This window comes from Synechococcus sp. (assembly GCF_982614295.1).
Genome location: NZ_CEXBMR010000013.1, coordinates 15,731 through 38,628 on the forward strand (window position 1 = coordinate 15,731; position 22,898 = coordinate 38,628).

Consider the following 22,898-nt stretch of genomic DNA (forward strand, 5'->3'; position numbering starts at 1 on the left):
TTGGCTCAAGGGGGCGATAGCGTCGTTACCCCCTCTGATGATGTACACGATTTTGAAAACCCAGGCCCTGGGCGCGTTTATTTGATCACCCTGCTCGGCAATGATGGCGGTGAATTCGCAAGGCTTTTGAGAGCTGGGCTACCCACCCCGCTTGATGCTGAGGATCTTGAAGTGTTGCGCAACCTATGATTAATTGCCCTAATTTATATTTTCTTCAACTGCCTTGAAGGTAGCCAGCCCACTTGTGTTGCGCTGCCAGGTATAACTTCTATGCTGTAATTGTTTGTATTAATAAGGTGGGCATTTGCGGGGGCTGGTTGTTGGTAATTATTGCTTTTTTGGCGCAATAATAGCAATAATACTTGACGAGTTGCGTCGTAGTGAAGCTTGCTGCCTGGGTCTAACTCCTTATCTGTTAAAAAAACTCTCCGAACTGTTTTTCCCTGCTTGTTGAGCTCTATTAATTCCAGCTTTGGCTTGCGTATGCCGCTTAGCAGCAGCAGCCAAACCCGTTCGCCTCCCCCTGCGCAGGCAGTAGCTAAAAGTGCTTCAGTGCCCAACCAAAGCTGTTTCGGAGCTAGCCCTGGTTCGAGTAGTTCGAGGGAGCGACGGTAGTCAGGCCAGTGGCGCACCAATAGGGCCCTGCCTGGTTGAGGGCAGAAACTACTTAAATCTCGGCTGCCGGGCAAGATCTCCTGTTTAGCTGCAAGAGGCGGCAAAGTTTGAAGGCTTAAGCCCTCGAATTCCGGCACCACCAATTGATGGCCTTGGGGTACTAATTGAATTGGGCCGCTGGCTTCAATTGCTAATTGCTGAGGCTCCTGAAATTGCCAATTCTTCAACCGCGATAATTCCACCTTGCTGCCTGGCTCAAATGATGTGGAAGATTGCACCAAAAGATCGCCTTTTTCATCACTACTTAAAGCTGCAAAGATCAAGGGCTTTTTGTTTAGTTGCTTTTCTAAAACTGGTTTGCCATCGCCCGCAAGTAGCAACACCCACACCTGGCTGGCCATCGGTTTTGAACTCGTAACGCTTGCTACACCCGCCCCATTGCCAAGGGGTAGCAATGCCTGAATCGTGCCACGCACCGGCGCTATTGGTTGCCATTTGTTGTTATGCAAGCGTTGGATTTGATCACCTCCCACCACTGAACGGGCGGCCAGCAGGATGGGTCTTGGATCCCACTGCCAGCTGCTGCTTTTTAATTTCACTCCGCGGCGGTCTTGACCTTTTATCTGCAGTTGAAAAGAACCGCTGATGGCTGATTTTGGATAGAGCAGCAGGGTCCAGCTGCTGCCTTTACCCAATAGTTGATAGGGGATAGAAGGTTTTAGTTGAAGATTTTTCCTAAGGCTGCCTCCGTCCATAGGACGGCTGAAATGCAGCCTCAATGCAGCTGTGCTGCGGCCTGGGGGGATCGGCTCAAGATCCACCAGCCGTGGTGGCCTATTTAGTAGTAATTGCTGCAGCAGTGCGGCAACGCCAAGCCCAATACCTAGCGGTATCAACCACTTCTTCATAACTTTTTTTGCCCCATTGTTTTTGCCTCCATCTTTTGCCCTATGGCTCAAAGGGTCTTGCTGGTGCCTTAATTAGCTTGATTTTACGGGCAACTAGCACTGCCCTTAAGGCGCCTTGATGGGATTCAACTGCCATCACACCATTAATTTGCAGCCACTGATCAGGTTTGGGCCATTGTTGTTTTGGCGGCCACCTCACTGCCAATCCCACTGGAGTTGCATCGGCAAGGCAACATCGCACCAATAAACGGGCAATTTCAGGCGCTGCCCCTGGCACTTCAAGTACAAAACCACTCACCTGCACTGGATTTCCCGCATAGAGCTGAGGATCTGGCTGGCTGTTGAGCAACCGCACCCAATCGCTGAGGCTGCGTTGCTCTGGCGGTGATAAAAATGAAATTTCACTATCACCAAGCTGGGCGCTGGAACGATTTGCTGCAAGGGTTGATAGTGAAGGCTTTGGAGGCCAGAGCATTAACGCAATGCCGCTAAGGCTGAGTACCGCCATCGGTAAATAATTGCGGCGGCTGGGGCCCGATGGAGGCCAGCGCAATCCTGCTGAGGCAAGCAGCAAAAAGATCACCCCGGTAACTAACACCAAGCTATGGAAATTGCTATGTAGCAGCAAGTTGAGCCGCCCATCAGCCCAACATTTGAGCAGAACTACGCCCCAAAGCCCCAGCACTAAGTAAGGAAGTTGTTTCACAACAGCACCAGGTTGAGCGCTTGCCCCAGCACTAACACTATTAAGCACACTCCAGCCAGCACTAAGGCCAAGGCGGGCCATGTGAACACCCTGCTCAGCAGGCTCACACTTTTTAAATCAATTACCGGCCCTAAAAGCAAAAAAGCTAGAAGTGCCCCAGGTGTTATTTGTTCGGCAAATCCCAGTGCTAAAAATGCATCCACGCTTGAACAAACACTCACAACAAGGGCGAGCAGCATCGCGCTGATTATTGAAAGAGTTGGAGCTTGCCCCAGTAAAAGAAATAAATCTCTTGGGATCAGCGTTTGAATCAGGGCGGCTAAAACGCACCCCAACAGGAGCAAACTGCCTAATTCAAGAAATTCATTCACCCCATGGCTCAATAATTGAATAGGTTGAAAATCTCCATCTTTATTTGCTTGATTTACTAGTTTGATTCGAGCCAGGGGTTCGCCAATCAAACCTGAGCGTCTTTCCAGGAGAGAAAATTTGGCTAATGGTTGGCTCAGGTTTCGTTCAGCCAGGAGTTCCCCATTTAATAGATCCGATTCACATAACAGCTGCAATAAACCAGAAAGTAGTAAGGCGATCAACACACTCCCTGCTGGCCGCAGCAGCAGCAGCCAAGGCTTATCTGGAAACGCCGCCCAAGTGCTTAAAAGCACCACTGGATTTAAAACTGGCGCAGCAAAAAGGAAGCCAAGGGCTGTTCCTAACGGCGCACCAACAGCGATCATGCGACGGGCAACTGGCACGTTGCCGCATTCGCAGGCTGGCAAGGCAAACCCCAGCAGGGCTCCGCTGAGGGGGCCCATTAATGTTCCTTGCGGCAGTTTTTGCAGCCACTTCCCGCGGGGATCCCAGGCCATCGCAACGCTGGAGATTGCAACACCTATCAACAAAAAAGGTATCGCTTCAAGCAATAGCCCCTGGAAAACAGCCCAAACCGTTGCTAGTTGTTGCATTAAGGCTTCATTCACTAAAGCCACTGGGTTGGCTGTAGAGCCAGCGGAGTGTGCTGTGATCGCGGCTGCTCAGTTCGGTTACCGGTTTTGGCCCAGGCATCGCTGCCATCACATCTGTTGATTTGCTGCTGTGGCCCCATAGGCCAAAACCATGGCCCAGTTCATGGAGGCTTGTGGCTCTAATCGCTTCTTTTCTGATACCGGGGCTTATTAATAAATCAACCAGTGGCTCAATTTTAAGCTTGCCGCCCCGTTGAACTTTTTCAAAACTGAGTAGGGCACGGCCATTGCTGGCTCTGCCCCCCTGCAACGGCGGATTGCGCCGCCAAAGCCTTAAGTGTGCGTCAGCTGGATTACTTACCCGTTGGAGCTTTAGGTATGTTCCCCAGGTTGAGAGGGATATTTCAACAGCATCATTCCAACGTTTGCTCCACATATCAAAGCCGGGTGGTTCCACCCATACACACCACAAAGGCAGAGTTACCCAACCCCTAGCGGAAGCCTCTAGCTCAGCTGCATAGCCAGGTAATTGTTCAGTTGGCGCGGGGCTAAAGAAAGAAGCTGATTTAGGGGCTGGCGCCCTCATTTCCACTGGCGCACAGGGAATCATCCCGCTGCTAACCCCACTCCGCGGGTCATCAAGCTGGCCATAAATGGCAAAGTGGCAAATGCCAGCAATTCAATGTTGATTACCCAACCGATGCGCTTTGCTGCTGCGGCAGAAAAATTAGGGGTTTCACCTTTACGCAAAGGTAAAGCCCAAAGTACGTAGGTGATCGTGGGATATAGCGAAAGAGCACCTGCAGTTAAATAAATCCCTACCTTCCACCAAAAGAGGGGATTTTCAGTATAAAAATCTGCACCTTGGCCGAAATACAACACCCGCATTACACCGCTGCCAAGTAGGGCGAGGGCTGCAAGGCCATAAACAACATCAGTGATTATTAATTTGGTGGCGGTGCCGCGATCTGGATTGGCTCGAATTAAAAAGCGTTCAGCGGTGAGTGCCGCAAAACAAACCATAAAACTGAGTTCATGGGCATAGGCCATGCCCGCTCTGCTGAAAACGGAAGCTTCCATTAAAACAATTCATTACCGCGGGACAGTAACCGTTTCTAGTGCATGCTGTGGGCCCCGAAAGCGATGGGTTCGCCCAAAGCCTTCTATCAATAAGCAGCAAAGCCTAATTTGTTTCTATTCGTTGCAAAACACAGCTGAACTTTGCCGGAATATTGAGCAAAAGGGAATAGCGAATAAAAGACAAACTCCTAAGCCTTTATGAAGGCTCTTGGAAAACCAAACTGTTCCCCTATGTTCAAATCAATGCCATCGCCACGGTTCGGTAATGACCAGTTCCCTTAGTGCCTTTCTCGGCGAAATTGGTCGGCATCAGCTGCTTACCCCTGAGCAGGAGTTAACCCTCGGCCGCAAGGTGCAGGCCATAGCGCATCTGCAAGAAAAAAATGCAGCAGAACTGAGCAGTGATCAAAAACGCCAATTGCGTATGGGTGAAAGGGCAAAAAATCAAATGATCACCGCTAATTTGCGTTTAGTAGTTAATTTGGCCAAGCGTTATCAAAACAAAGGTTTAGATCTACTGGATTTAATTCAGGAAGGCACAATTGGTCTTACCCGTGCCGTTGAAAAATATGATCCAACCCGCGGACACAGGTTCAGCACATACGCCTATTGGTGGATTCGCCAGGGTTTAAATCGGGCCCTTTCAACCCAAAGCCGCGCAATTCGGATCCCCGTAAATGTGAACGAAAAGCTCACCAAATTGCGGGCGGCAAAAGCCCGCCTGCTGCAGGCAAATGCTCGTCCTCCATCTAATACTCAACTGGCTGAGTGCCTCAAGCTTCCCCTTGATGAAGTGGAAGATCTACTTGGTTGTGAATTGCGCAGCATCACTGTGAGCTTGCAGGGGGTTGTTAAGTCAAAATCTGATCCAACTGAATTGGTCGACTTACTTGCAAGTGATGAGATGCCACCGATGGAAAGAGCTGAACAGGACGAGCGCACCCAGGCTGTATGGACGCTCCTTGATGAGGCAAACCTCACCCCGAAAGAGCGCACTGTTGTGATGTTGCGTTTTGGCCTTGATGGCAGCAACGAATGGCGCACTTTGGCTGAGGTGGCAAGGCAGATGAGCTGCAGCCGCGAATATTGCCGGCAGGTGGTGCAACGCTCCTTGCGTAAGTTGCGTCGCACCGGAATCCAATCGGGCTTGGTGGAATCCTGTGGAACCTGTAGCTGAATCAGATCCAACTTCTGGGGATCCAACTGTTGTAGAGGCAACGGTTGTTGAATCTTCGGTTGTTGATGAGGGGCTCCTGCGGCGGCTTTTAAATCGTGCCGGCAGGGCTGTAGCACTGCCGGCTTTGGAATGTTTAGAACTATTGCTCGATGCAAACACTCCAGCCCCAGTGCGATTCAGCATGTTGGCGGCCCTCACCTACTTGTTGGTGCCAACAGATCTAATTCCTGATTTTTTACCCGTTGCGGGTTTCAGCGATGATCTAGTTGCTCTTACTGCTTTATTGGGGATGTTCCGCAACTACCGCAGCCCGGCTATTCGCCGCAGAGCCCAAGAGCGCCTGGATCGCTGGTTTCCCTAAAATCCTTTTATGGCTTCATCAGCCCCCACCCTTAATCAAGCGGAACTGGATCAGTTAGAGCTGTTCTTGAAAGACTGGTTGCGCCACAGCGGTCGCACCCAAGCAGATCTGCGCCGTGCCTTACGGGCTGGATCAATCCGTATGCCGGTGCTGTTGCAGGAGTTGCAACGCACGGTGATGCAAGGGGGTTTGGTGGGCCTTGCTGAAAGGCTTTGCAGTATTGAAGCCCAATGGCATAGCAGTAACTTTCAGCACGAAAGCGAAGCTGCATCTCCAATTGAAGAATTAGCCCAGCTCGATTTATTGCTGCAGTCGATCCGTAACGACGAGATTTAAACCTTTCTGCGGCAAGATGGTTTTATCTATTTCAAGGGTTCTATGGCACGTTTGGCATCTGCGATAGCAGCTTGTTTGCTTGGTTTAGTTCCGGCTGCCGCCTTTGCTCAAGCCGAGAGCTACCTGATCGGGCCCGGTTCAAATGTGGGGCCCGCCTCAACAGTAAAAACCCAAGATTGTGTAACCAACAGCGATGGTTCCACCACCTGTGATACGCGGATTGAGAATCCGGCTGGTGATTCTCAGGCAAAACCCCAATACAACTATTTCAATAATTAATCCTATATGGCCTTTTCGAAACTTTTCAATTTTTTTCAAGACGACAAATTATTTCAAGAGGCATTAAGCCGTTTCCAGCGGGCCCTTGCCAAGGTGTTGGCGACAGGGATGGTGATTGTGATCATCGCTGCCACAATTCAGTTCATTTCAGTAATTATTTTAGAGGTTTCCCCCGCTAGAAGTCCCCTAGTAGGGCAAGAATTGGAACGAGTTTTAGCAGATGTATTGGGCCTTTTAATAACTATCGAAGTGCTTGAAAATATCACTGCTTACCTTAAAGATCACAAAATTCAGGTGGAATTGGTGCTCTCTACAGCAATTACAGCAATGGCACGAAAAATAATAGTTTTGCCCGCTGATGTGAGCAGTAAACCATTGATTGTGGCAAGCCTTGGTGTTGGCACCTTGGCTCTTTGTGCTTCCTATTGGTTAATTAAACATTATCGAAACCCGGTTAGGGGTTAATTAGATATCCCATCCCATTCATCCTAAGAACAGTTTTCACGCCTGAGTGGAAAGGGCTCCAATTCAGATTCTGCACGCGATCTATTACCCCCTGGCTACAACCCATTGCAATGAATTGCCCGTCTTTTTGCATCGCTTTTGAATAAGTATCAACCATGCTGAGCAATAGATTTGATTTATCTTGTTTTTCTGCGGCAGCCCCTGGAGCGGTAGCTAACCAAGCGCGAGTTACCTGTTCTCCCACCATTTCATCACGGTCTGCCTTTGGCACCGTGCGGCAAACGTCCATAGCTTGAGCGGCATCGGCCATCGTTTGTTTCGCTTCTTGGGCGTTTGCTTCCTGCCCCGCTTTCAGGGCGATTAAACATATCAAAAAGCAAAAATAAATACTTGATTTAATTTTTTTTCTAAATAAATTTTGAGCGGAATTAAGCATAATCATTCTCAATTGGTGGATTATTTGTGTGGGATTAAATTTGTAAAATAGTTATTTGTAATCAACCGTTTAATATTAAACTAGAATCTACAAACAAGGTAAGCCAGAGGCATTCAGCTCCCCCTTCGCAGGCATCCACCCGATGGCGGCGGCGGGGGGCGATCCAAAGCCAATCTCCTGCTTCAAGCTTGCGGGGGCTGGTTTCATCTTCAAAGCGCAGCTGGGCGCTACCGGTTAATAGCGCAACCCATTCCCCCAATGGTTGGTCGTACCAATGGCCCTCAGGGGTTGAGGCAGCATTTGAATGGATTAATTCCAGCCGCACCCCCTTGGCCTGTAGGAGCGATTGCAGCTGCTCTTGGCCTGGTGCAGGGGCTGCTCTAAGCCAAAGGTTGTTTTGTTGGGTAATTGCTTGCAAAATTGGAGCCTGTAATTTCGGCTCGCCCCAGCGTTGCCCAATTTGCAGACCCTGTTCTGCAGCAAGGCTTACCACTTCTTGATGGTTGCTACAGGCGCTTAAGCGCTCCCGCAACTCGGAATTGCTCTTAACCAGTGCCACCAGCTGGTTAAGTTGATCTACCTTCTTCAGGAACTGTTGCAGCTGCTCCTCAGCCATGGGGATACAGGTGGTGCTAGTTGATGATGGTTGAGTGTGCCTGCCCGTGTAATCCAACGGCAGAGATAAGCGACTTAAAATCGCTCCAGTGCGGGTTCGAATCCCGCCACGGGCACCACTTAGATCCAGCTGCGCTTCGGAGTTCCCCTTGCCTTTCCAGCACATGCTCTCCCAGCTTCCCCCGGACACCTTGTTGGTGCTATTGGCCTACGGGATTCTTGGCGGCGCTTACCTGCTGGTAGTGCCCCTTGTGCTTTTTCTATGGATGAATCGCCGCTGGCATGTGATGGGCAAATATGAGCGCACATTTGTTTACGGGCTCGTATTTTTATTTTTTCCAGGGCTGATCCTGTTCGCCCCTTTCTTAAATTTGCGCCTTAAGGGCCAAGGTGAGGCCTAAAAGCGATGACCCGCGCCCGTGCCCTTTGGCTTTGCTTTGCAGTATTTGCGTTGGGGGGGGCTGGTTACTGGGGGTTTAAAGCCGCCGGCCTTGCGGGGCTAGATGCTGGAATCGCATCAGAAGCGCTTCTTGTGTTGCTCGTTGTCGGCTGGACCGGCAGTTATTTATATCGGGTAGTTACGGGGCGGATGACCTTTATGGAACAGCGCCGCCGCTACCGCAGCGCCTACGACGCTCTAACAACAGATCAGCTGCGGGAACACTTCGAGAGCCTGTCGCCAGAGGAGCAGCAAGCCTTGTTAGAGGAAGTTGGCCAGTGAGTTCATTAATCGCTAGTTGTTTTGATCGCCTGCGGGCTCAAAACCGTTGCGCCCTCATGCCATTTCTCACGGCCGGCGACGACAGCCTCGCCACTACTAGGGCTGCTTTGCTAGCGCTCCAGCAGGCAGGGGCAAACCTTGTTGAGCTTGGAATTCCCTACAGCGATCCTTTGGCTGATGGGCCGGTAATACAAGCTGCGGCCAGCAGAGCCCTGGCAGCAGGCACAACTTTGGGCGCTGTTTTGGAGCTGCTAAGCAGTTTGAAAGGGGAGTTGCAATTGCCGGTGGTGTTGTTCACCTACAGCAATCCGTTGCTTAATCGCGGCATGGAACGTTTCTGCAGCGAAGCTGCCGCCGCTGGTGCTGCCGGTTTATTGGTGCCAGATTTACCACTGGAGGAAGGGGAGCGTTTAGCTCCGATTGCGGCAGCTGCAGGTTTAGATCTTGTGCTTTTGGTGGCGCCCACCACCCCAGCGGAACGGATGGCCCGCATCGTTAGCGCCAGCCGCGGCTTTACCTACCTAGTAAGCGTTACGGGGGTCACGGGGGAGCGCAGCCAAATGGAAAGCCGTGTGGCCGGATTAGTGCAACAGCTAAAGGCCTTAGGCAACACACCAGTAGCCGTGGGTTTTGGGATCTCAGGCGTTGATCAAGCCCGCCAGGTGCGCGATTGGGGTGCCGATGGGGCAATAGTTGGCAGCGCCCTGGTGAAGCGCATGGCTGAAGCCAGACGCGATGGTGGCGATCCGGTGCTGGCGGCAGGGAACTTTTGCCGCGAATTACGTGAGGCTCTCGATAACTAAAGATGCGATTTGTTTTGTGGGGCACCTACTGCGCTAACGCCCTTGAAGCGCGCACTCCTTACAGGGAGGAGCACTTAGCGGGATTAAGGCAACAAAAAGAAGAGGGGCTGCTCATAACCATCGGCCCAACAGAAAACAGCAGTCATGTCTTTGGCATCTACGAAGCTGAGAATCGCCTTAAGGTTGAAGAATTGATAAAAAATGATATTTATTGGCTTAATGGAATCTGGACCTCAGTAGAAATTTATCCCTGGATTCAAGCTTTATGAAGGCCAGTTAGTTAATGCTTGCTGCCACACATATTCAGCTACAGAGTTTATACCAGCAGATCCCAAAACATCTCCATAAGCTCCCATTTGACCCTTCCCATTTGCTGCGATTGCGCTGATATCTGCAGCGGATAATATTCCGTTTTTTTCTAATGCGGCAAGTTTTAGTGTTTTACCTCTGCGGATAATATTGCCGCCATTTAAATGGCACCCAATGCAGTGTTGACCAAACAACTGGGCTCCTTCGTTGGAGGGGATTGCCACAAAAAGCAGCACACTTAAAAAAAATGAAAAAATTGAGTTCACCAGTTTTGAAAGCAAGGTTTGCTGTATTTAGCCGTTTGAATGATCCAAGCCCTTTCTGCCAGTTCCCTTAGGCCTTTATATAAATCGCTTCTATCACCACCAGCAAGCCAAGCTTTCTTTAAGCGTGGAAGATCTTCCAATACTTTTGCCATCGGCATCTCGAGCAAGAGCAAACTTTGTTCTGCTCCATGGCGTTGCACCGCACCAGCATCACTTTGCTGCCAGAGCCTTAGCAGCAGTTCGAGCACCAGAGCTTCCCCTTCACGGCCAGGATCTGCATCTGGGCCGATTTCTACAGCCAGGGAAGCACCTCCGATTGGTAAACGACGCTTGCCATCTTGCTCCAGTAGGGCAAGGCAAACTAAATAGTGATCCATACCCATTACCTAATTCCTTTCCCGAATCAGCTTCTAATGTTAGGGGCGGATGATGGGTAGAAACCTGGTGTCTCCATTTCCCCTCGTACTTGTGCATGGGCTTTGGGATAGCCCAAATATTTTTAAGCCCTTAAAAAAGCGATTGGCTCAATCTGGGATGGAAATATTTTCCCCCCATTTGCCCCATCGCTTGGGGGTTACCCCTTTGAAAGTTCTAGCTGAGGATCTGCAGGCTCAAATCTCGGCTCGGTTTGGGCCTAAGCAGGCACTAAATGTTTTGGGATTTTCGATGGGTGGCGTGGTGTTGCGGTGCTGGCTGCAGCTATTGGGGGGGAATCAACGCACCAAACTTTTTGTGAGCTTGGGAAGTCCACAAAAGGGCACCCTCACCGCCTTGCCAGCACCAAGATGGCTTCTGCCCGGCATCGCTGATATGCAACCCGGCAGCCCCTTGCTGCAAATACTTAACAGCGCACCATCAGCGTTGCAAAACGTTGAATGCCACAGCTTTTATTGCTTGTTAGACGCGATGGTGGTGCCTTCTTGGCTGGGGGTGTTGCCGGTGGGTTCTGTGCAGCAATTACCGGTTTGGAATCATCGCCAATTGATTACAGCCAAAGCAGCACTGGATCCCTTGGTTGAATTGTTGTTATTCAACAATGGTTTCAATAATGGTTTCAACAGGGGTAATGTTGGGCACGATTAGTAAAAACAAAACCCACCAAGCAATTACAACTAAGGCAACGCCTGTGGTTACCCACCAGATTTGTAGCAACAACCAACTTCCTGTGATGCCAATTGTGCCTGTAAGCAGAATTGTCCATGGTTGGCACCACCAGGGTTTCAACGACCAAAAAGGATGAGCCATGCTGAGAAATTAGCGAGAAGAAAGTGAATAAAAACAGAGATGATCGGCTTTGGTTTCCTGCTACTGAGCGCAACCGGGAGCCGCTGGCGGCAGTGCTGGAGCCATTATTGCCAAGAGCTGGCTTGGTATTGGAGATCGCTAGCGGCAGTGGTGAACATCTTTGTTATCTGCAGCAGCGCTACGGCGGCAGCCATCCCGAATTGATTTGGCAAGGTAGCGATCCTGATCCAACCCATCGAGCCAGCCTTGCTGCCTGGGGGCGCCATTTTGGTTTAACAAATATGTTGCCCCCTTTAAATATCGATACCAGCGCTAAATCCTGGCCAGCTCTAACCGAGCCGCCGCAGATGCTCTTATGCATAAACATGATCCATATCGCCCCTTGGGCTTCCACTGAAGGATTGCTGGCTAATGGGGCAAAACTGCTTTCAGCAGGCGCTTTACTTGTGCTTTACGGCCCTTTTCGGGAGGAAGGCAAAGCCACAAGTCCTAGCAATGAAGCATTTGATGCATCTTTAAAACAACGCAATCCAGCTTGGGGACTGCGCCGCTTGGAGGTACTAAGCAAACTTGCTTTGCAACATCAACTTGAGCAAATCGGATGCTGGCAAATGCCTGCTAATAATCTCACCGTTGCATATCAACGCAGTTAGAGCTCACGATGCCGCTCCATTGCACTGCTTTCACTTGGTCGCGGCGCCATGAATGAAACAGTTCCTTTTCAGACACGGTGCAAAGGGGGCAGCTACTTATTTGTTTATCCACAAGCCCCAATTGCAGTAGTTGCAAGTAAGCAGCCCGGCGGATATCAAGGCGATCAAAACCCTCTTTTGCATCTAATAACAGCGCTCCGCCTTGAATAAGTTCATTGATGTTCCCCACCTGGCTACTTGTGGCCCGCTCTACCTGGTAATTGGGGCCGCTCACGGCTGGCCCTAAGCCCACCAGTAGTTGGCTGCGCTGGCTGCCGGCGGCCTCCATTTGTTGAATTGCCTGATTGAGAATGCCACCAGCCACCCCGCGCCAACCGGCATGGCAGGCGGCAACCCTGCCAGTGGCGGCATCGGCAATTAATACGGGTGTGCAATCTGCGCCACATACCCAAAGGCTCTGGCCCCCTGAATCGCTTACAAGCCCATCAGCTGGCGGCCACGGATCTTGCTGGGCCTGGGAGGCTGGAACAACTGCGGCGCTATGGATTTGCTGCGGCCTATGCACACTCACCCCAGCGCTTACGTAACCCACTAATTCCTCTGGTAAGCGGCCGTGCCATAAACGCGTAAAGAAGCCGTGTTCAAATTCTGCTAATAGATTGCATTGCAGGTAATAACCGCCGTAGGTGCCAATCCAGGTCCAGCCTGGAATGCTGTTAAAGCCTTTATCTGGTTGATTGAAGGGGCTGGCTAGTGGTTCAGACATCAGGTAGATCCCGCAATAACCAAAAGCCGGAAAAATTACTCACCGATTCACTGCTTTGCACCGCTATGAATTGCAAACCCGCTGCATTGCTGCGGGCATCACTTAACACTTGCCTTGCAGCAATTGCTGCTTCTGGCTCAAGATCACTCACCAGCCAGCGATCTTCCATACCAGCTTCTAGCACTAATTGTTGATCGCGCACCTCTAAACGCACCGGCTCAAGGCCGCTGAGCCAGCCCGCTATGGCGAGCGAGCGGCTGGGGCTAAAAAGCCTTAACCCTGGAACGGCTACTCCCGGCTCAAGCTTTGGCAGGGGGATTAAACCAGAGAAATCAATCGGCCATTGGCTGGCATCTTGCAAGCTTTCGGCCGTGAGGCTTGCCCAGCTCCACTGCTCTCCTCGCACTGCATCCGGCAAAGGCAAAGCAATCGGGCGGATTGGAGTTGCCGGTGGTGCCAACGGACCCACTTGATAGCCCTCCATTGCGGGATATACCGAGGCTTCCCTTTCTTGAAGCCACTGCTGTAGCGCGTAACAACGGCGGCTTGGAATCACCTCCAAATCCAACGCTTCAGCAGCTCGCTGCACCATCGTGCGCATGGAATTGCGCCAGCAACGCAAGCGTGGCGCGATTTGAATATTTTTGGCACGGGCTTCTGCGAGCGCGTCGCTGATGGCTTGTTTTAACCATTGAGAATTAACGCTTTCAGCGCTGCAAAAACGCTCAAAACGAAAATTATTGTTTGAACTACTCAGCAATAGTTCCCATCGCTTTTTGCCTTTTGGATCTAGGAGCGGACGGGAGTAGTAATCGAGTTCCCATTCAGCCGGAAGGCTATTCATCCCGCCGATTGTTCCTGCTGACGCATCATATTTCTTGCCCGATTGGCTCTGTCTTCTGCTTCTTTCATCACCTTTGCTTTATCAACAAGCAATTCACCCGGTTGATTTTCCAAAATCACGGTGTTTAGCCCAATACGCCCCCGGCCCGGATCCATTTGCATTATTAGGGCTTGAATTGTTTCGCCGATTTCAAACACTTCCCCCAGATCTCTCAAGGCAGCACCGGTGATGCTGCCTTGATGTAGCAAGCCGCTAACACCGCCAAGGTCTACAAAAAAGCCGTAGGGCTTCTGGCTTACAACTTTGCCAGTTACTAATTGGCCCACTTCAAAATTGGCAAACATGGCGCTGGTGGCTGCCTTCTTTTCAGAAAGTACCAACTTGCGGGTTTCAGGATTCACTTCAAGGAAGGCAACTCCCATGGTTTTGCCAATTAAAGCCTCGTGATTTTCCCCTTCGTTTAACTGAGAGCGGGGAATAAAACCGCGTAAGCCCTCTAGATCACAGGTGCAACCACCACGGTTAAAACCGGTAATTTTTACTTGCACAACTTTTCCATCTTTTTCGAGTTCGCGAACTTTTTCCCAAGCAAAACGCAGGGCTAGGGCGCGACAGCTAATCGTTACCATGCCATCGGCATTTTGCTCTTTAGTAACGAGCACCTCCACTTCAATGCCCTTAGGAAAACGGCTTTTTAGATCGGTAATAACACCAAGGCCGCATTCAGCTTTTGGCATGAAGCCCGGAGCTTTGCCACCGATATCCACATAAATGCCATCGCTTTCGTGGGCGATAACAGTGCCTTTCACCACATCGCCTGTGGCGCCGATTGGTTCGTTTTCATCTAGGGCGGCAAGGAAAGCGTCTTCGTCAAAATCAAAATCATCCACTTTCCTTGGGTTCACAACTGAGGGAACCGGTTGGCGTTTAGTTTCCGCAGCGCCAAGCAGGTCGGCCATGGTGAGGCCTTCCACGCTGTCGTTGCTGCTGCGGCTATGAAAGCTCGGTTTTGGCTGCACTTTGTTGCTGGCAGCTTCAATTTCAGCTCGCTCTGCCGCTTCCTTTAGGCGGCGATCCTCATCTTCTTTTTTACTTAAATGCAGGATTGCAAGGGGCTTCCTGATGGGGGCAGCGGGAGTGGGTCGGGATGTGTCGCTGCCGAGGGAAGCCATGGCCAAAAGGGATGCGATTCCACACTGTAGGCAGCTCCCACTTCCCCATGAAATTCAACCGCCGTATCGAACAACTTCCCTGGCCGGCTGTGCAAGCGGCAGCTGCTTTGCGGGGCAGCACTTTGGTGCTGCCAATTGGGGCGGTGGAGCAACACGGCCCCCATTTGCCCTTGGGTACCGATTTTTTATTTGCTGAAGCGGTTGTAGATCAAGTGTTGGAACGCTTACCTACGCACTTACCTGTATGGCGTCTACCAGCCCAAAACTACGGATTTTCGCCGGAACATCTCCATTTCCCAGGCACTGTGAGCTTGCCTGCTGATGCAATGCTCACAAATTTGAAAGCGATAGCTGCGATGGCGGCTAAAGCCGGATTTCAGCGCTTGGTTTTATTCAACGGCCACGGCGGCCAAATAGGACTCTTGCAGGTGGCGGCTAGAGAAATGCAGCAGCAAAACCCCCATTTGGCGGTTTTGCCATGGTTCCTCTGGAGCGGGCCCGCAGGTGTGCTGGAGGTAATTGCTGAACCGGAGCGAAGCCAGGGGCTTCACGCTGCACGGCTTGAAACAAGCCTAATGTTGGCGCTTTATCCCGATTTGGTGGGCCCCATACCTGCAGCAGAAGAGTTACCAAAACCACCAGGGGCCCTATCGCTTGAAGGGGCTGTTCCCACCGCGTGGAATACCCACTGGATTAGCAATAACGGGGTGGTGGGGAACCCTTGTGGAGCCAATGCTGCTGAGGGAAAAGTGCTGCTTGAGCTCTTGGTTCAAGGTTGGTGTGAGCTGTTTCAAGTTTTACTTCAAAGCAATTGGCCACAAATATCCGAGTAGTTCAGTAGAGTGCAATGTCGTACCTCCGCTGATCAGCTGTAATGGCAAGTTCTGTATTGGATCCGTGTATTACCGCTGAATTACCTGATTTCACAAGCGAGGCTTACAAGCTTGCCTACAGCCGCATCAACGCGATAGTTATTGAGGGTGAGCAAGAAGCCCACGACAATTACATTTCGCTGGGGGCTTTGATTCCTGGCCAAGTTGAAGAATTGGCGCAGCTAGCCCGCATGGAAATGAAGCATATGAAGGGTTTCCAAGCCTGCGGCAAAAATCTTGGCGTAGCGCCTGATATGCAATTTGCAAAAACATTTTTTGCACCTTTACACGATAATTTCAAGCAGGCTTTAGCTGAAAATAAAGTTGTTACATGCCTAGTTATTCAGGCTTTAATGATTGAGGCATTTGCCATTGCTGCTTATCACATCTATATCCCAGTTGCAGACCCGTTCGCCCGCAAGATAACTGAGGGAGTTGTTAAAGACGAATACACCCACCTGAACTACGGGCAGGAATGGCTGAAAGCAAATTTTGAATCAAGCCGCGACGAAATCATGCAAGCCAATCGCCATAATTTACCCATCATTCGCCAAATGTTGGAGCAAGTGGCAGATGATGCCGCCGAGCTGCATATGGAAAAAGAGAGTTTGATCGAAGATTTTCTGATCGCTTATCAAGAAGCCTTGATGGAGATCGGCTTTGGTCCGCGCGATTTGGCGCGCATGAGTGCAGCGGCGCTTGTGGCCTAGACCCTTGGGTTTTGGCTTAGGTGTCGTGGGACACTATTAGATAATTCCCTTTCACCCATTGAAACGGTGAGTAGCGCACATAAAGCATGTTCGGTCTGATCGGTCACTCCTCCAGTTTTTTAGAGGCTCGTCTCAAGGCCAGAGATTTGGGCTTTGATGATCTTGCCGACGGAGAACTAGACATTTGGTGTAGCGCTCCACCTCAGTTGCTAGAAAATTTTGAGGTTACTAGTAATACAGGTAAGACAATTCAGGGCACCTACATCGATTCATGCTTTGTACCTGAAATGCTAGGTCGCTTTAAAACTGCAACCCGCAAGGTGCAAAATGCAATGGAGTTGGCCCAAAAACGTGGAATAAATATTACTGCGCTCGGCGGGTTTACTTCGATTATTTTTGAGAATTTCAACCTTGCTAAATTTCAACAAATTCGTTCAACACTTCTTCAGTGGGAGCGTTTTACCACTGGTAATACTCACACAGCTTGGGTGATCTGCCGCCAAGTGGAACAAAACGCTCCCACATTGGGCATAGATCTTGCCAAGGCAAAAGTAGCTGTAGTTGGTGCCACAGGTGATATTGGTAGTGCGGTTTGCCGCTGGCTCACTCGCCGCACTGGTGTGGGGGAATTGCTGTTGGTAGCCCGCCAGCAGCAACGTTTGAACGATCTTCGCAACGAGCTAGGCGGTGGCAGGGTGCTCTCCCTCGAAGAGGCTTTACCTGAAGCAGATGTGGTTGTTTGGGTGGCTTCTTTGCCGCAAACTTTGCAAATTGATTCAGCGAGCTTGCGAAATCCTTGCTTAATGATCGATGGCGGTTATCCAAAAAATCTAGATAGCAAGATTGCATCACCCAACATAAATATACTTAAGGGTGGCATTGTTGAATTTGCTAGAGATATTGGCTGGCAGGTGATGGAAATTGCTGAAATGGCAAATCCACGCCGCCAATTGTTTGCTTGTTTTGCGGAAGCAATGTTGTTGGAATTTGAAGATTGGCACACTAATTTCAGTTGGGGCCGTAACAACATCACCCTTGAAGCGATGGAGCAGATTGGCGCTGCTTCAATTCGCCATGGCTTTTCCGCTTTAGGCTTAGACGCTATTTCGCCAGCCCCTGTGGCAATTGCCGCTTGAACTAATGGCAGCACGTCGCTTTTTATTGGATTTTGAAAAACCTCTAGTTGACTTGGAGGAACAAATTGATCAAATTCGGCAATTAGCCCGTGATTCAGAAGTAGATGTAAGCCAGCAATTATTGCAATTGGAAAATTTGGCGGCCCGCCGCCGTCAAGACATATTTGGTTCTCTTACCCCCTCTCAAAAAATTCAGGTAGCCCGCCACCCGCACCGGCCAAGCTGCCTCGACTACATCCAGGTAATAAGCGAAAAGTGGATTGAACTGCATGGAGATCGCTGTGGTTCAGACGACCAAGCTTTAGTGGGGGGGTTAGGCCAGCTTGGTGAACAGGCAGTGCTGTTTCTTGGTCATCAGAAAGGTCGTGATACGAAAGAGAATGTTGCCCGTAATTTCGGAATGGCATCCCCTGGTGGATATCGCAAAGCTTTAAGGCTGATGCGCCATGCGGATCGCTTTAATCTGCCAATTATTTGTTTCATAGACACCCCAGGTGCCTATGCCGGTTTGAAGGCCGAAGAGCTCGGCCAAGGAGAAGCAATCGCTGTGAATTTGCGTGAGATGTTTGGTTTGCGGGTGCCTGTAATTGCCACTGTGATCGGTGAAGGTGGTTCTGGTGGCGCACTTGGTATCGGAGTGGCGGATCGCCTTTTAATGTTTGAACATTCGGTTTACACCGTGGCCAGCCCTGAAGCATGCGCATCAATTCTTTGGCGCGATGCTGCAAAAGCTTCTACCGCGGCGGATGCATTGAAAATTACTGCCAGCGATTTAGTTAAACTTGGAATAGTGGATCGCATTTTGCCCGAACCATCTGGAGGGAATCATTGGGCCCCTCTTCAGGCGGCTGAAACCTTGAGACTAGCTTTGGTGGAGGAATTAAACGGGTTACTTGAGTTTGAACCTGAGCAATTGCTCGAGCGGCGCTATACAAAGTATCGTTCGATTGGTGAAGTATTGGAAGCCACAGAATCACCTGCATAGGCTTAGTATTTACGTTGGTTTAGCTATTAAGCTCAAGCCTTAACCTTGCACAAGACTTTTGCAAAAGATTGCCCTAATTACAGGGGCCTCTAGGGGCATTGGAGCAGCCACGGCTAAGCGATTTGCCAAAGCTGGCTGGAATCTAGAACTGCTTGCCCGCCCCTCGGCGGAACTAGAAGCTGTTGCCATAGATTGCCGCTCGGCTTCAGTGGACGTTTCCACAGCCGGCGTAAACCTTGCAGATCCAACTCAAGTTTCTTCAGGATTGCAGCAGCTGATTGACGCAGCTGGGGTGCCTTCAGTTGTGATCAACAACGCCGGCGCAGGCCTCACATCCCCTTTGGCAGCCACCAGTTTGGAGCAGTGGCAATGGTTGTTTCAGCTGAACCTCACCAGTGTTTTTCAGATCTGCAGTGCCTTGCTACCCGCTCTAAGGTCACAGGGTGGAGGTTTGATCGTTAATATCAGTAGCCACGCTGCTAATAAAACGTTTGCTGGTTGGGGCGCCTACTCCGCTTCAAAAGCTGCTTTGGCAGCCTTCAGCCGATGCTTAGCTGAAGAGGAGGGAATTCACGGTATTCGCGTTTCCACGCTTACGCTCGGATCTGTAAATACGCCACTCTGGGATAGCCCCACTGTTCAAGCGAATTTTGATCGCGGAGCAATGCTCACCTCCGAGCTAGTAGCAGAAACCCTGCTGCAAATGGCTCAAACCCCCCCCCAGCTTCTGCTGGAAGATTTAACCCTCATGCCCGCCACTGGCGCTTTTTGAGTTTCATGACTGCTTTAAACGACCTAAGCCCAATTGTTAAAAACGGATCATCCTCTGGGATCACTAGCCCTTCTTTAGATCGATCTGCAATGCCCCGCACCATTAGTGAAATCATTAGGGCTCGCCTGGATGCTGCAAAAGTTCCCTATTTAGCCAATGATAATGTTGCTGAGCATCTTCAAGAAGGCGAATTAGACCTACTTCAAAAGGAGGTTGCTGATCGAATGAGAGACCTTCTTCGCAGCTTAGTAATAGATATCGATAACGACCACAACACGCAGGAAACGGCAGAGCGGGTTGCAAAGATGTATTTGCATGAAGTTTTTAAAGGTCGTTATCATCATCAGCCAAAAATTGCCTGCTTCCCAAATGTGAAGCATCTCGATGAAATTTATACCGTAGGCCCTATCACTGTTCGCTCTGCGTGTTCCCATCACCTGGTGCCAATTCTTGGTAATTGCTGGATAGGTATTAAGCCTGGGGAGAGGGTGATCGGCCTAAGTAAATTCGCACGTGTTGTCGATTGGGTATTTTCAAGGCCCCATATTCAAGAAGAAGCGGTAATGATCTTGGCAGATGAAATCGAACGCCTCTGTAAGCCTCAAGGGTTGGCAATTCTTGTAAAGGCTCAGCACTATTGCATGAAGTGGCGCGGTGTAAAAGAACCCCAAACAAGCATGGTCAACTCAATTGTTCGTGGTGATTTCCGCCACGATCCAAGCCTAAAATCTGAATTCTTTGAATTAGTTAAGCAACAGGGATCTGTTTTGGGCTGATCACTAAATAGTCGAAATTATTTTTAGCAAATTTTTCACTTCATTAATATTTTTTATTCCGGGAGAGTCTTCAACTGAGCTTGAAGCATCTATGCCGTATGGCTCTAATCCAAGCGCAACAAGCTCATCTATCGTTCTGGCTGCGTTATTTGAACCCATCCCTCCCGCGAGCCACCAGGGGCAACTTACGTTTAAGCCTCTTAGCCATTCCAGCGGCAAACTTTTGCCTGTGCCCCCATGCTGATCTGGCACCCATGGCTCCAGCAGAATTTTTTCTGCCACCTCAGTGAATGCTTGTAATTGTTCGAGATCATTTTTCTGCCGCAGCCGCAGCGCTTTCCAGATTGGTAAACCAAGCTGTTGCTTCAATTCATAACAACGCTCAGGGGTTTCCTCCCCATGTAATTGCAAATATTGGTGGCCTGCCTTTGGGCTGAGCTGATCTAGCTCAGAATCACTTGGATTCACCACCACCAGCACCCGTTGCACCTGAGGTTTTGCTGCAGCAACAGCTTTCCAAAGCTCCGTTCGTTTATTTGCTGCTAAGAAACGGGGCGAATTTTTAACAGCAATAACGCCGATAGCATCCACACCAAGCTGTGCCACTGCTGCCGCCTGGGAGGCAATCGTTAAACCGCAGATTTTTAATTTCAACTGAGCCATCCTTAGGTTTCTAGGATGGCGAGATTCAATGCAGGCTGCGCCAGGTGATTAAAGCCCCAGGGACCCAGGGGTGGCGTTTGTTCCGCTTAGCCGGCATTCCCATCCATATCCATCCCAGTTGGTTTGTGGTGTTGGCTCTAGCCTCACTGCTTTTTCAACAACAGTTTGATGGCAATTTACTTGCCGGATTTGGCACCTCCCTGTTGTTGTTTATTTCGGTGTTGCTACATGAGATGGGCCACTCTTTAGTGGCGCTTCGGCTGGGCGTAAAAGTAAACAGCATCACCCTTTTTATGCTGGGGGGTGTGGCCAGCGTGGAGCGGGACCCCCCCACCCCCATGGGTTCTTTGGCAATAGCGGCAGCCGGCCCCCTGGTGAGCCTGTTGCTGGCATTAATCCTGTTCTCAGCTGTTCAGCCCGCAAGCTATGGGATGCCCTTGTTAGGGGAAATGGCTAAGGAATTGGCGCAGCTCAATTTGGTACTTGCTTTGTTCAACCTGCTGCCTGGCCTACCGCTGGATGGGGGGCAAATTGTTAAGTCGTTGGTGTGGCAATTCAGCGGCAGCCGTGAAAAAGGAATGCGGATCGCCACTTTCTCTGGGCAATTGCTGGCATGGGGGGCAATATTTTTTGGCGGCTATTTGTTTTTTAACGGTGGTTCTTTTGCCAGTATTTGGCTTGTACTTTTGGGGTGGTTTGGCCTTGGTGCTTCCAGCCAGCAATTGCAATTACTAGCTTTGCAGCGCGCTCTACAACAACTACAAGTTAAGGATGCTGCCGGAAGGCGTTTAAGAGTGTTGCAACCATCAGACACGTTGCGGCAACTCAGCGAGTTGCGTTTATCTAGTGATTCCCCCAGGCCTGATTGGGTTTTGCTCTGTGAAGCCGGCCGTTGGCAGGGTTTCATCGACGATGGCCCTTTGAAGGAAATACCGGTACAAAATTGGGATCGTGAACGCTTGGGCGACCATCAAAGGCCATTAACTGAGCTTGCTTCAATCATTGAGAGTGCCCCCCTTTGGCAAGCGGTTTTGGCTTTGGAGAACAGTTCGCAGGGCCGTCTGTTGGTTTTGAGTTTGGCTGGATTACCAATGGCTACTTTGGAGCGTTCTGATTTATCGGAAGCAGTTTTGCGGCGTTTGTCGCTGCGCTTACCGCAGCAGCTATTGGAGCAAGCCAGACGCGAGGGGGCTTATCCCTTGGGTTTATCACTTGCGCCAATAGCAGAAAGTGTGGCGGCCTTACCAGAGGTGAGGGCAGCCTCAGGCCAAGGTAATAGCAAAGGTTGAGATCTAAAAAGCCAATCCCTGGCACTATCAATTAAGACGGTTTCCAGGGCTGCGCTACTAATAAACACAGTTCCAGTAGCAGTTGTGAGGGGCGGCGGCGGAGCTTCATTAAAAAGTTCATGCCAGAGATGGCTTTGCAATTGCAATTGAATCGATCCTTGTTGAAGCAGGTTTCCTTTGCGCCATAACTGGGCACTACCAATACGTTTATTTCCACTTTGGTCTACTAAATCAGCGGCAGTTGCACGGGCAAAACAATGGCCTTCGATGTTTATTTGTTTTTGATACCCCTGGCTTAGCGGCGCCCCGAGCTGCTGCAATGCACGGCTCAACCATTGGTTTAAACACTGATAGCTGAGCCGATTCCCCCTGGGCGGTTTTGCTACTGCAACCGTGTAGCAGAGATCCGCGCCGTGTAAAACGCAGCCGCCACCGGTGGGGCGTCTCACTACTGCCAGGGTGTTTGTTTTGTTGGGGATGGCCTGATGGCGACCGATTGAGATACAGGTGCTTTCCCATTGATAAAGGCGTAAATAAGCGCCGATAGCTTCGTTTTGTTCAAGCTGTTCGAGCATCCAAAGATCAAGCTCCATTTGCTTTTCACCTGGAGCCATCAGGGTTGGCATTAAGGCCCAATTGGTGCATGCCATCAGCGAGGCTGAGGGGGCAGTGCTTTGTGGCTCCGAGGAATGCTCCAGTTGTTGCTCCTGCTACCTCTAGGAATCTTGGCGGGAATCCTTGCTGGTTTGCTTGGTATCGGTGGTGGTTTGGTGTTTTCGCCATTGCTTTTGTGGCTTGGCTTAAGCCCCCACCAAGCGCTAGCCACTAGCACCCTGGCGATTGTTCCCACCACCGCCGGTGGCAGTTGGGCCCATTTGCGCCGGGGATTATTGCCTTGGCCATCCGCTTTAGCAATCGGCTCTGGGGCCTTGCTGTTCGGGCTTTTATTCGGCCGCCTTGGTGCTGCCCTGCC

At 50.5% G+C, this 22,898-nt stretch carries 35 protein-coding genes and 1 tRNA gene; 21 read left to right on the forward strand and 15 right to left on the reverse strand.

Annotated elements, in window-relative coordinates; translation table 11 throughout:
- Nucleotides 1-189 (forward strand): cupin domain-containing protein (locus AC2JC8_RS03575; RefSeq protein ID WP_484594215.1); only part of this gene is annotated, 189 nt, incomplete at its 5' end.
- A 14-nt stretch (nt 190-203) separates the two neighbouring features.
- On the opposite strand, the gene AC2JC8_RS03580 is transcribed toward AC2JC8_RS03575, so the two are convergent.
- From AC2JC8_RS03580 to AC2JC8_RS03600, 5 genes are read right to left on the reverse strand one after another with little or no spacing between them, the layout of a single operon-like run.
- Nucleotides 204-1,523, reverse strand: coding sequence for a hypothetical protein (locus AC2JC8_RS03580; RefSeq protein WP_484401188.1), 1,320 nt, complete (start codon nt 1,521-1,523; stop codon nt 204-206).
- A 40-nt stretch (nt 1,524-1,563) separates the two neighbouring features.
- Complete coding sequence (locus tag AC2JC8_RS03585; RefSeq protein WP_484401189.1) at nt 1,564-2,229, reverse strand: TIGR03943 family putative permease subunit; 666 nt, start codon at nt 2,227-2,229, stop codon at nt 1,564-1,566.
- A complete protein-coding gene (locus AC2JC8_RS03590; RefSeq protein ID WP_484594224.1) occupies nt 2,226-3,194 on the reverse strand; it encodes a permease in 969 nt (322 codons plus the stop codon). Before AC2JC8_RS03590 ends, AC2JC8_RS03585 begins: the two co-directional genes overlap by 4 nt.
- Before the next feature lie 7 nt (nt 3,195-3,201).
- The gene (locus AC2JC8_RS03595) at nt 3,202-3,780 is read right to left on the reverse strand and encodes a peptidase (RefSeq protein WP_484594216.1); all 579 of its coding nucleotides are present in this window, start codon (nt 3,778-3,780) and stop codon (nt 3,202-3,204) included.
- A gap of 20 nt (nt 3,781-3,800) precedes the next feature.
- The gene (locus tag AC2JC8_RS03600; RefSeq protein WP_255131322.1) at nt 3,801-4,274 is read right to left on the reverse strand and encodes a DUF2214 family protein; all 474 of its coding nucleotides are present in this window, start codon (nt 4,272-4,274) and stop codon (nt 3,801-3,803) included.
- 265 nt (nt 4,275-4,539) lie between these two features.
- On the opposite strand from AC2JC8_RS03600, the gene AC2JC8_RS03605 reads away from it, so the two are divergent.
- The 5 genes from AC2JC8_RS03605 to AC2JC8_RS03625 are packed head-to-tail and all read left to right on the forward strand — an operon-like array spanning nt 4,540 to nt 6,892.
- Entirely contained in the window at nt 4,540-5,451 is a 912-nt protein-coding gene (locus tag AC2JC8_RS03605; RefSeq protein WP_484401191.1) for a sigma-70 family RNA polymerase sigma factor, read from the forward strand.
- Nucleotides 5,435-5,812 (forward strand): YkvA family protein, encoded by a 378-nt coding sequence (locus AC2JC8_RS03610; protein ID WP_484594217.1) that lies wholly within the window; start codon nt 5,435-5,437, stop codon nt 5,810-5,812. The genes AC2JC8_RS03605 and AC2JC8_RS03610 overlap by 17 nt, the downstream gene beginning before the upstream one ends.
- A gap of 9 nt (nt 5,813-5,821) precedes the next feature.
- On the forward strand, nt 5,822-6,148 hold the full coding sequence (locus AC2JC8_RS03615; RefSeq protein WP_484401940.1) for a hypothetical protein: 327 nt from the start codon (nt 5,822-5,824) through the stop codon (nt 6,146-6,148).
- Between the two features lie 42 nt (nt 6,149-6,190).
- Nucleotides 6,191-6,427 (forward strand): hypothetical protein, encoded by a 237-nt coding sequence (locus AC2JC8_RS03620; protein WP_484401941.1) that lies wholly within the window; start codon nt 6,191-6,193, stop codon nt 6,425-6,427.
- A 6-nt stretch (nt 6,428-6,433) separates the two neighbouring features.
- Nucleotides 6,434-6,892: a phosphate-starvation-inducible PsiE family protein gene (locus AC2JC8_RS03625; RefSeq protein ID WP_484419932.1), complete on the forward strand. Its 459-nt coding sequence runs from the start codon at nt 6,434-6,436 to the stop codon at nt 6,890-6,892.
- On the opposite strand, the gene AC2JC8_RS03630 is transcribed toward AC2JC8_RS03625, so the two are convergent.
- Entirely contained in the window at nt 6,882-7,328 is a 447-nt protein-coding gene (locus tag AC2JC8_RS03630; protein ID WP_484419933.1) for a hypothetical protein, read from the reverse strand. The genes AC2JC8_RS03625 and AC2JC8_RS03630 overlap by 11 nt on opposite strands.
- 61 nt (nt 7,329-7,389) lie before the next feature.
- The gene (locus AC2JC8_RS03635; protein ID WP_484401945.1) at nt 7,390-7,944 is read right to left on the reverse strand and encodes a Nif11 domain/cupin domain-containing protein; all 555 of its coding nucleotides are present in this window, start codon (nt 7,942-7,944) and stop codon (nt 7,390-7,392) included.
- A 42-nt stretch (nt 7,945-7,986) separates the two neighbouring features.
- Here AC2JC8_RS03635 and AC2JC8_RS03640 point away from each other — a divergent pair.
- The 5 genes from AC2JC8_RS03640 (at nt 7,987) to AC2JC8_RS03660 (ending at nt 9,736) form a co-directional block, all read left to right on the forward strand.
- Nucleotides 7,987-8,062: transfer RNA gene (locus AC2JC8_RS03640), tRNA-Leu, on the forward strand.
- Nucleotides 8,063-8,107: 45 nt separating this feature from the next.
- Nucleotides 8,108-8,344 carry an NAD(P)H-quinone oxidoreductase subunit L gene (locus AC2JC8_RS03645; protein WP_255131330.1) on the forward strand — a complete coding sequence of 79 codons (237 nt, stop codon included), beginning with the start codon at nt 8,108-8,110 and terminating at the stop codon, nt 8,342-8,344.
- Nucleotides 8,345-8,349: 5 nt separating this feature from the next.
- The gene (locus AC2JC8_RS03650) at nt 8,350-8,664 is read left to right on the forward strand and encodes a DUF3007 family protein (protein WP_484401221.1); all 315 of its coding nucleotides are present in this window, start codon (nt 8,350-8,352) and stop codon (nt 8,662-8,664) included.
- Complete coding sequence (trpA, locus tag AC2JC8_RS03655) at nt 8,661-9,467, forward strand: tryptophan synthase subunit alpha (protein ID WP_484401222.1); 807 nt, start codon at nt 8,661-8,663, stop codon at nt 9,465-9,467. The genes AC2JC8_RS03650 and trpA overlap by 4 nt, the downstream gene beginning before the upstream one ends.
- Nucleotides 9,468-9,469: 2 nt before the next feature.
- Nucleotides 9,470-9,736: a YciI family protein gene (locus tag AC2JC8_RS03660; protein ID WP_484419935.1), complete on the forward strand. Its 267-nt coding sequence runs from the start codon at nt 9,470-9,472 to the stop codon at nt 9,734-9,736.
- On the opposite strand, the gene AC2JC8_RS03665 is transcribed toward AC2JC8_RS03660, so the two are convergent.
- Complete coding sequence (locus AC2JC8_RS03665) at nt 9,731-10,042, reverse strand: c-type cytochrome (protein WP_484401225.1); 312 nt, start codon at nt 10,040-10,042, stop codon at nt 9,731-9,733. The genes AC2JC8_RS03660 and AC2JC8_RS03665 overlap by 6 nt on opposite strands.
- A complete protein-coding gene (locus AC2JC8_RS03670; RefSeq protein WP_484401226.1) occupies nt 10,039-10,419 on the reverse strand; it encodes a hypothetical protein in 381 nt (126 codons plus the stop codon). Before AC2JC8_RS03670 ends, AC2JC8_RS03665 begins: the two co-directional genes overlap by 4 nt.
- Nucleotides 10,420-10,486: 67 nt before the next feature.
- Here AC2JC8_RS03670 and AC2JC8_RS03675 point away from each other — a divergent pair, with 67 nt between their 5' ends.
- Entirely contained in the window at nt 10,487-11,125 is a 639-nt protein-coding gene (locus AC2JC8_RS03675) for an esterase/lipase family protein (RefSeq protein WP_484401227.1), read from the forward strand.
- Here AC2JC8_RS03675 and AC2JC8_RS03680 read toward each other — a convergent pair.
- Nucleotides 11,069-11,287, reverse strand: coding sequence for a DUF6737 family protein (locus AC2JC8_RS03680; protein WP_484594218.1), 219 nt, complete (start codon nt 11,285-11,287; stop codon nt 11,069-11,071). The two genes, AC2JC8_RS03675 and AC2JC8_RS03680, sit on opposite strands and share 57 nt — an antisense overlap.
- 23 nt (nt 11,288-11,310) lie before the next feature.
- On the opposite strand from AC2JC8_RS03680, the gene AC2JC8_RS03685 reads away from it, so the two are divergent.
- A complete protein-coding gene (locus AC2JC8_RS03685; RefSeq protein ID WP_484594219.1) occupies nt 11,311-11,940 on the forward strand; it encodes a DUF938 domain-containing protein in 630 nt (209 codons plus the stop codon).
- On the opposite strand, the gene pgeF is transcribed toward AC2JC8_RS03685, so the two are convergent.
- Genes pgeF through AC2JC8_RS03700 form a run of 3 tightly spaced genes read right to left on the reverse strand, consistent with a single transcriptional unit; the run spans nt 11,915 to nt 14,722 of the window.
- Nucleotides 11,915-12,706 carry a peptidoglycan editing factor PgeF gene (pgeF, locus tag AC2JC8_RS03690; RefSeq protein WP_484401231.1) on the reverse strand — a complete coding sequence of 264 codons (792 nt, stop codon included), beginning with the start codon at nt 12,704-12,706 and terminating at the stop codon, nt 11,915-11,917. The genes AC2JC8_RS03685 and pgeF overlap by 26 nt on opposite strands.
- Entirely contained in the window at nt 12,699-13,550 is an 852-nt protein-coding gene (locus tag AC2JC8_RS03695; RefSeq protein ID WP_484401232.1) for a Tab2 family RNA-binding protein, read from the reverse strand. Before AC2JC8_RS03695 ends, pgeF begins: the two co-directional genes overlap by 8 nt.
- Nucleotides 13,547-14,722, reverse strand: a complete 1,176-nt coding sequence (locus AC2JC8_RS03700) for a S1 RNA-binding domain-containing protein (protein ID WP_484401233.1) — start codon at nt 14,720-14,722, stop codon at nt 13,547-13,549. The genes AC2JC8_RS03695 and AC2JC8_RS03700 overlap by 4 nt, the downstream gene beginning before the upstream one ends.
- 47 nt (nt 14,723-14,769) lie before the next feature.
- Here AC2JC8_RS03700 and AC2JC8_RS03705 point away from each other — a divergent pair, with 47 nt between their 5' ends.
- The 6 genes from AC2JC8_RS03705 to folE all read left to right on the forward strand — a co-directional run bounded on the left by AC2JC8_RS03705 (nt 14,770) and on the right by folE (nt 19,973).
- Nucleotides 14,770-15,555, forward strand: coding sequence for a creatininase family protein (locus tag AC2JC8_RS03705; protein ID WP_484401235.1), 786 nt, complete (start codon nt 14,770-14,772; stop codon nt 15,553-15,555).
- A gap of 41 nt (nt 15,556-15,596) precedes the next feature.
- On the forward strand, nt 15,597-16,304 hold the full coding sequence (locus AC2JC8_RS03710) for an aldehyde oxygenase (deformylating) (protein WP_484401236.1): 708 nt from the start codon (nt 15,597-15,599) through the stop codon (nt 16,302-16,304).
- An 86-nt stretch (nt 16,305-16,390) separates the two neighbouring features.
- Nucleotides 16,391-17,440 carry a long-chain acyl-[acyl-carrier-protein] reductase gene (locus AC2JC8_RS03715; protein ID WP_484401237.1) on the forward strand — a complete coding sequence of 350 codons (1,050 nt, stop codon included), beginning with the start codon at nt 16,391-16,393 and terminating at the stop codon, nt 17,438-17,440.
- A gap of 4 nt (nt 17,441-17,444) precedes the next feature.
- Nucleotides 17,445-18,425, forward strand: coding sequence for an acetyl-CoA carboxylase carboxyltransferase subunit alpha (locus AC2JC8_RS03720; protein ID WP_484401238.1), 981 nt, complete (start codon nt 17,445-17,447; stop codon nt 18,423-18,425).
- Nucleotides 18,426-18,483: 58 nt separating this feature from the next.
- Complete coding sequence (locus AC2JC8_RS03725; protein ID WP_484401240.1) at nt 18,484-19,197, forward strand: SDR family oxidoreductase; 714 nt, start codon at nt 18,484-18,486, stop codon at nt 19,195-19,197.
- An 89-nt stretch (nt 19,198-19,286) separates the two neighbouring features.
- Nucleotides 19,287-19,973, forward strand: a complete 687-nt coding sequence (folE, locus tag AC2JC8_RS03730; protein WP_484401246.1) for a GTP cyclohydrolase I — start codon at nt 19,287-19,289, stop codon at nt 19,971-19,973.
- A gap of 3 nt (nt 19,974-19,976) precedes the next feature.
- On the opposite strand, the gene AC2JC8_RS03735 is transcribed toward folE, so the two are convergent.
- Nucleotides 19,977-20,636, reverse strand: coding sequence for a phosphoribosylanthranilate isomerase (locus tag AC2JC8_RS03735; protein ID WP_484594220.1), 660 nt, complete (start codon nt 20,634-20,636; stop codon nt 19,977-19,979).
- Nucleotides 20,637-20,680: 44 nt separating this feature from the next.
- Here AC2JC8_RS03735 and AC2JC8_RS03740 point away from each other — a divergent pair, with 44 nt between their 5' ends.
- A complete protein-coding gene (locus AC2JC8_RS03740; protein ID WP_484594221.1) occupies nt 20,681-21,925 on the forward strand; it encodes a site-2 protease family protein in 1,245 nt (414 codons plus the stop codon).
- On the opposite strand, the gene AC2JC8_RS03745 is transcribed toward AC2JC8_RS03740, so the two are convergent.
- Nucleotides 21,829-22,575 (reverse strand): lipoyl protein ligase domain-containing protein, encoded by a 747-nt coding sequence (locus tag AC2JC8_RS03745; RefSeq protein ID WP_484401243.1) that lies wholly within the window; start codon nt 22,573-22,575, stop codon nt 21,829-21,831. The two genes, AC2JC8_RS03740 and AC2JC8_RS03745, sit on opposite strands and share 97 nt — an antisense overlap.
- Before the next feature lie 39 nt (nt 22,576-22,614).
- Between AC2JC8_RS03745 and AC2JC8_RS03750 the strand changes: the two genes are divergently transcribed.
- Nucleotides 22,615-22,898 (forward strand): TSUP family transporter (locus AC2JC8_RS03750; protein ID WP_484594222.1); only part of this gene is annotated, 284 nt, incomplete at its 3' end.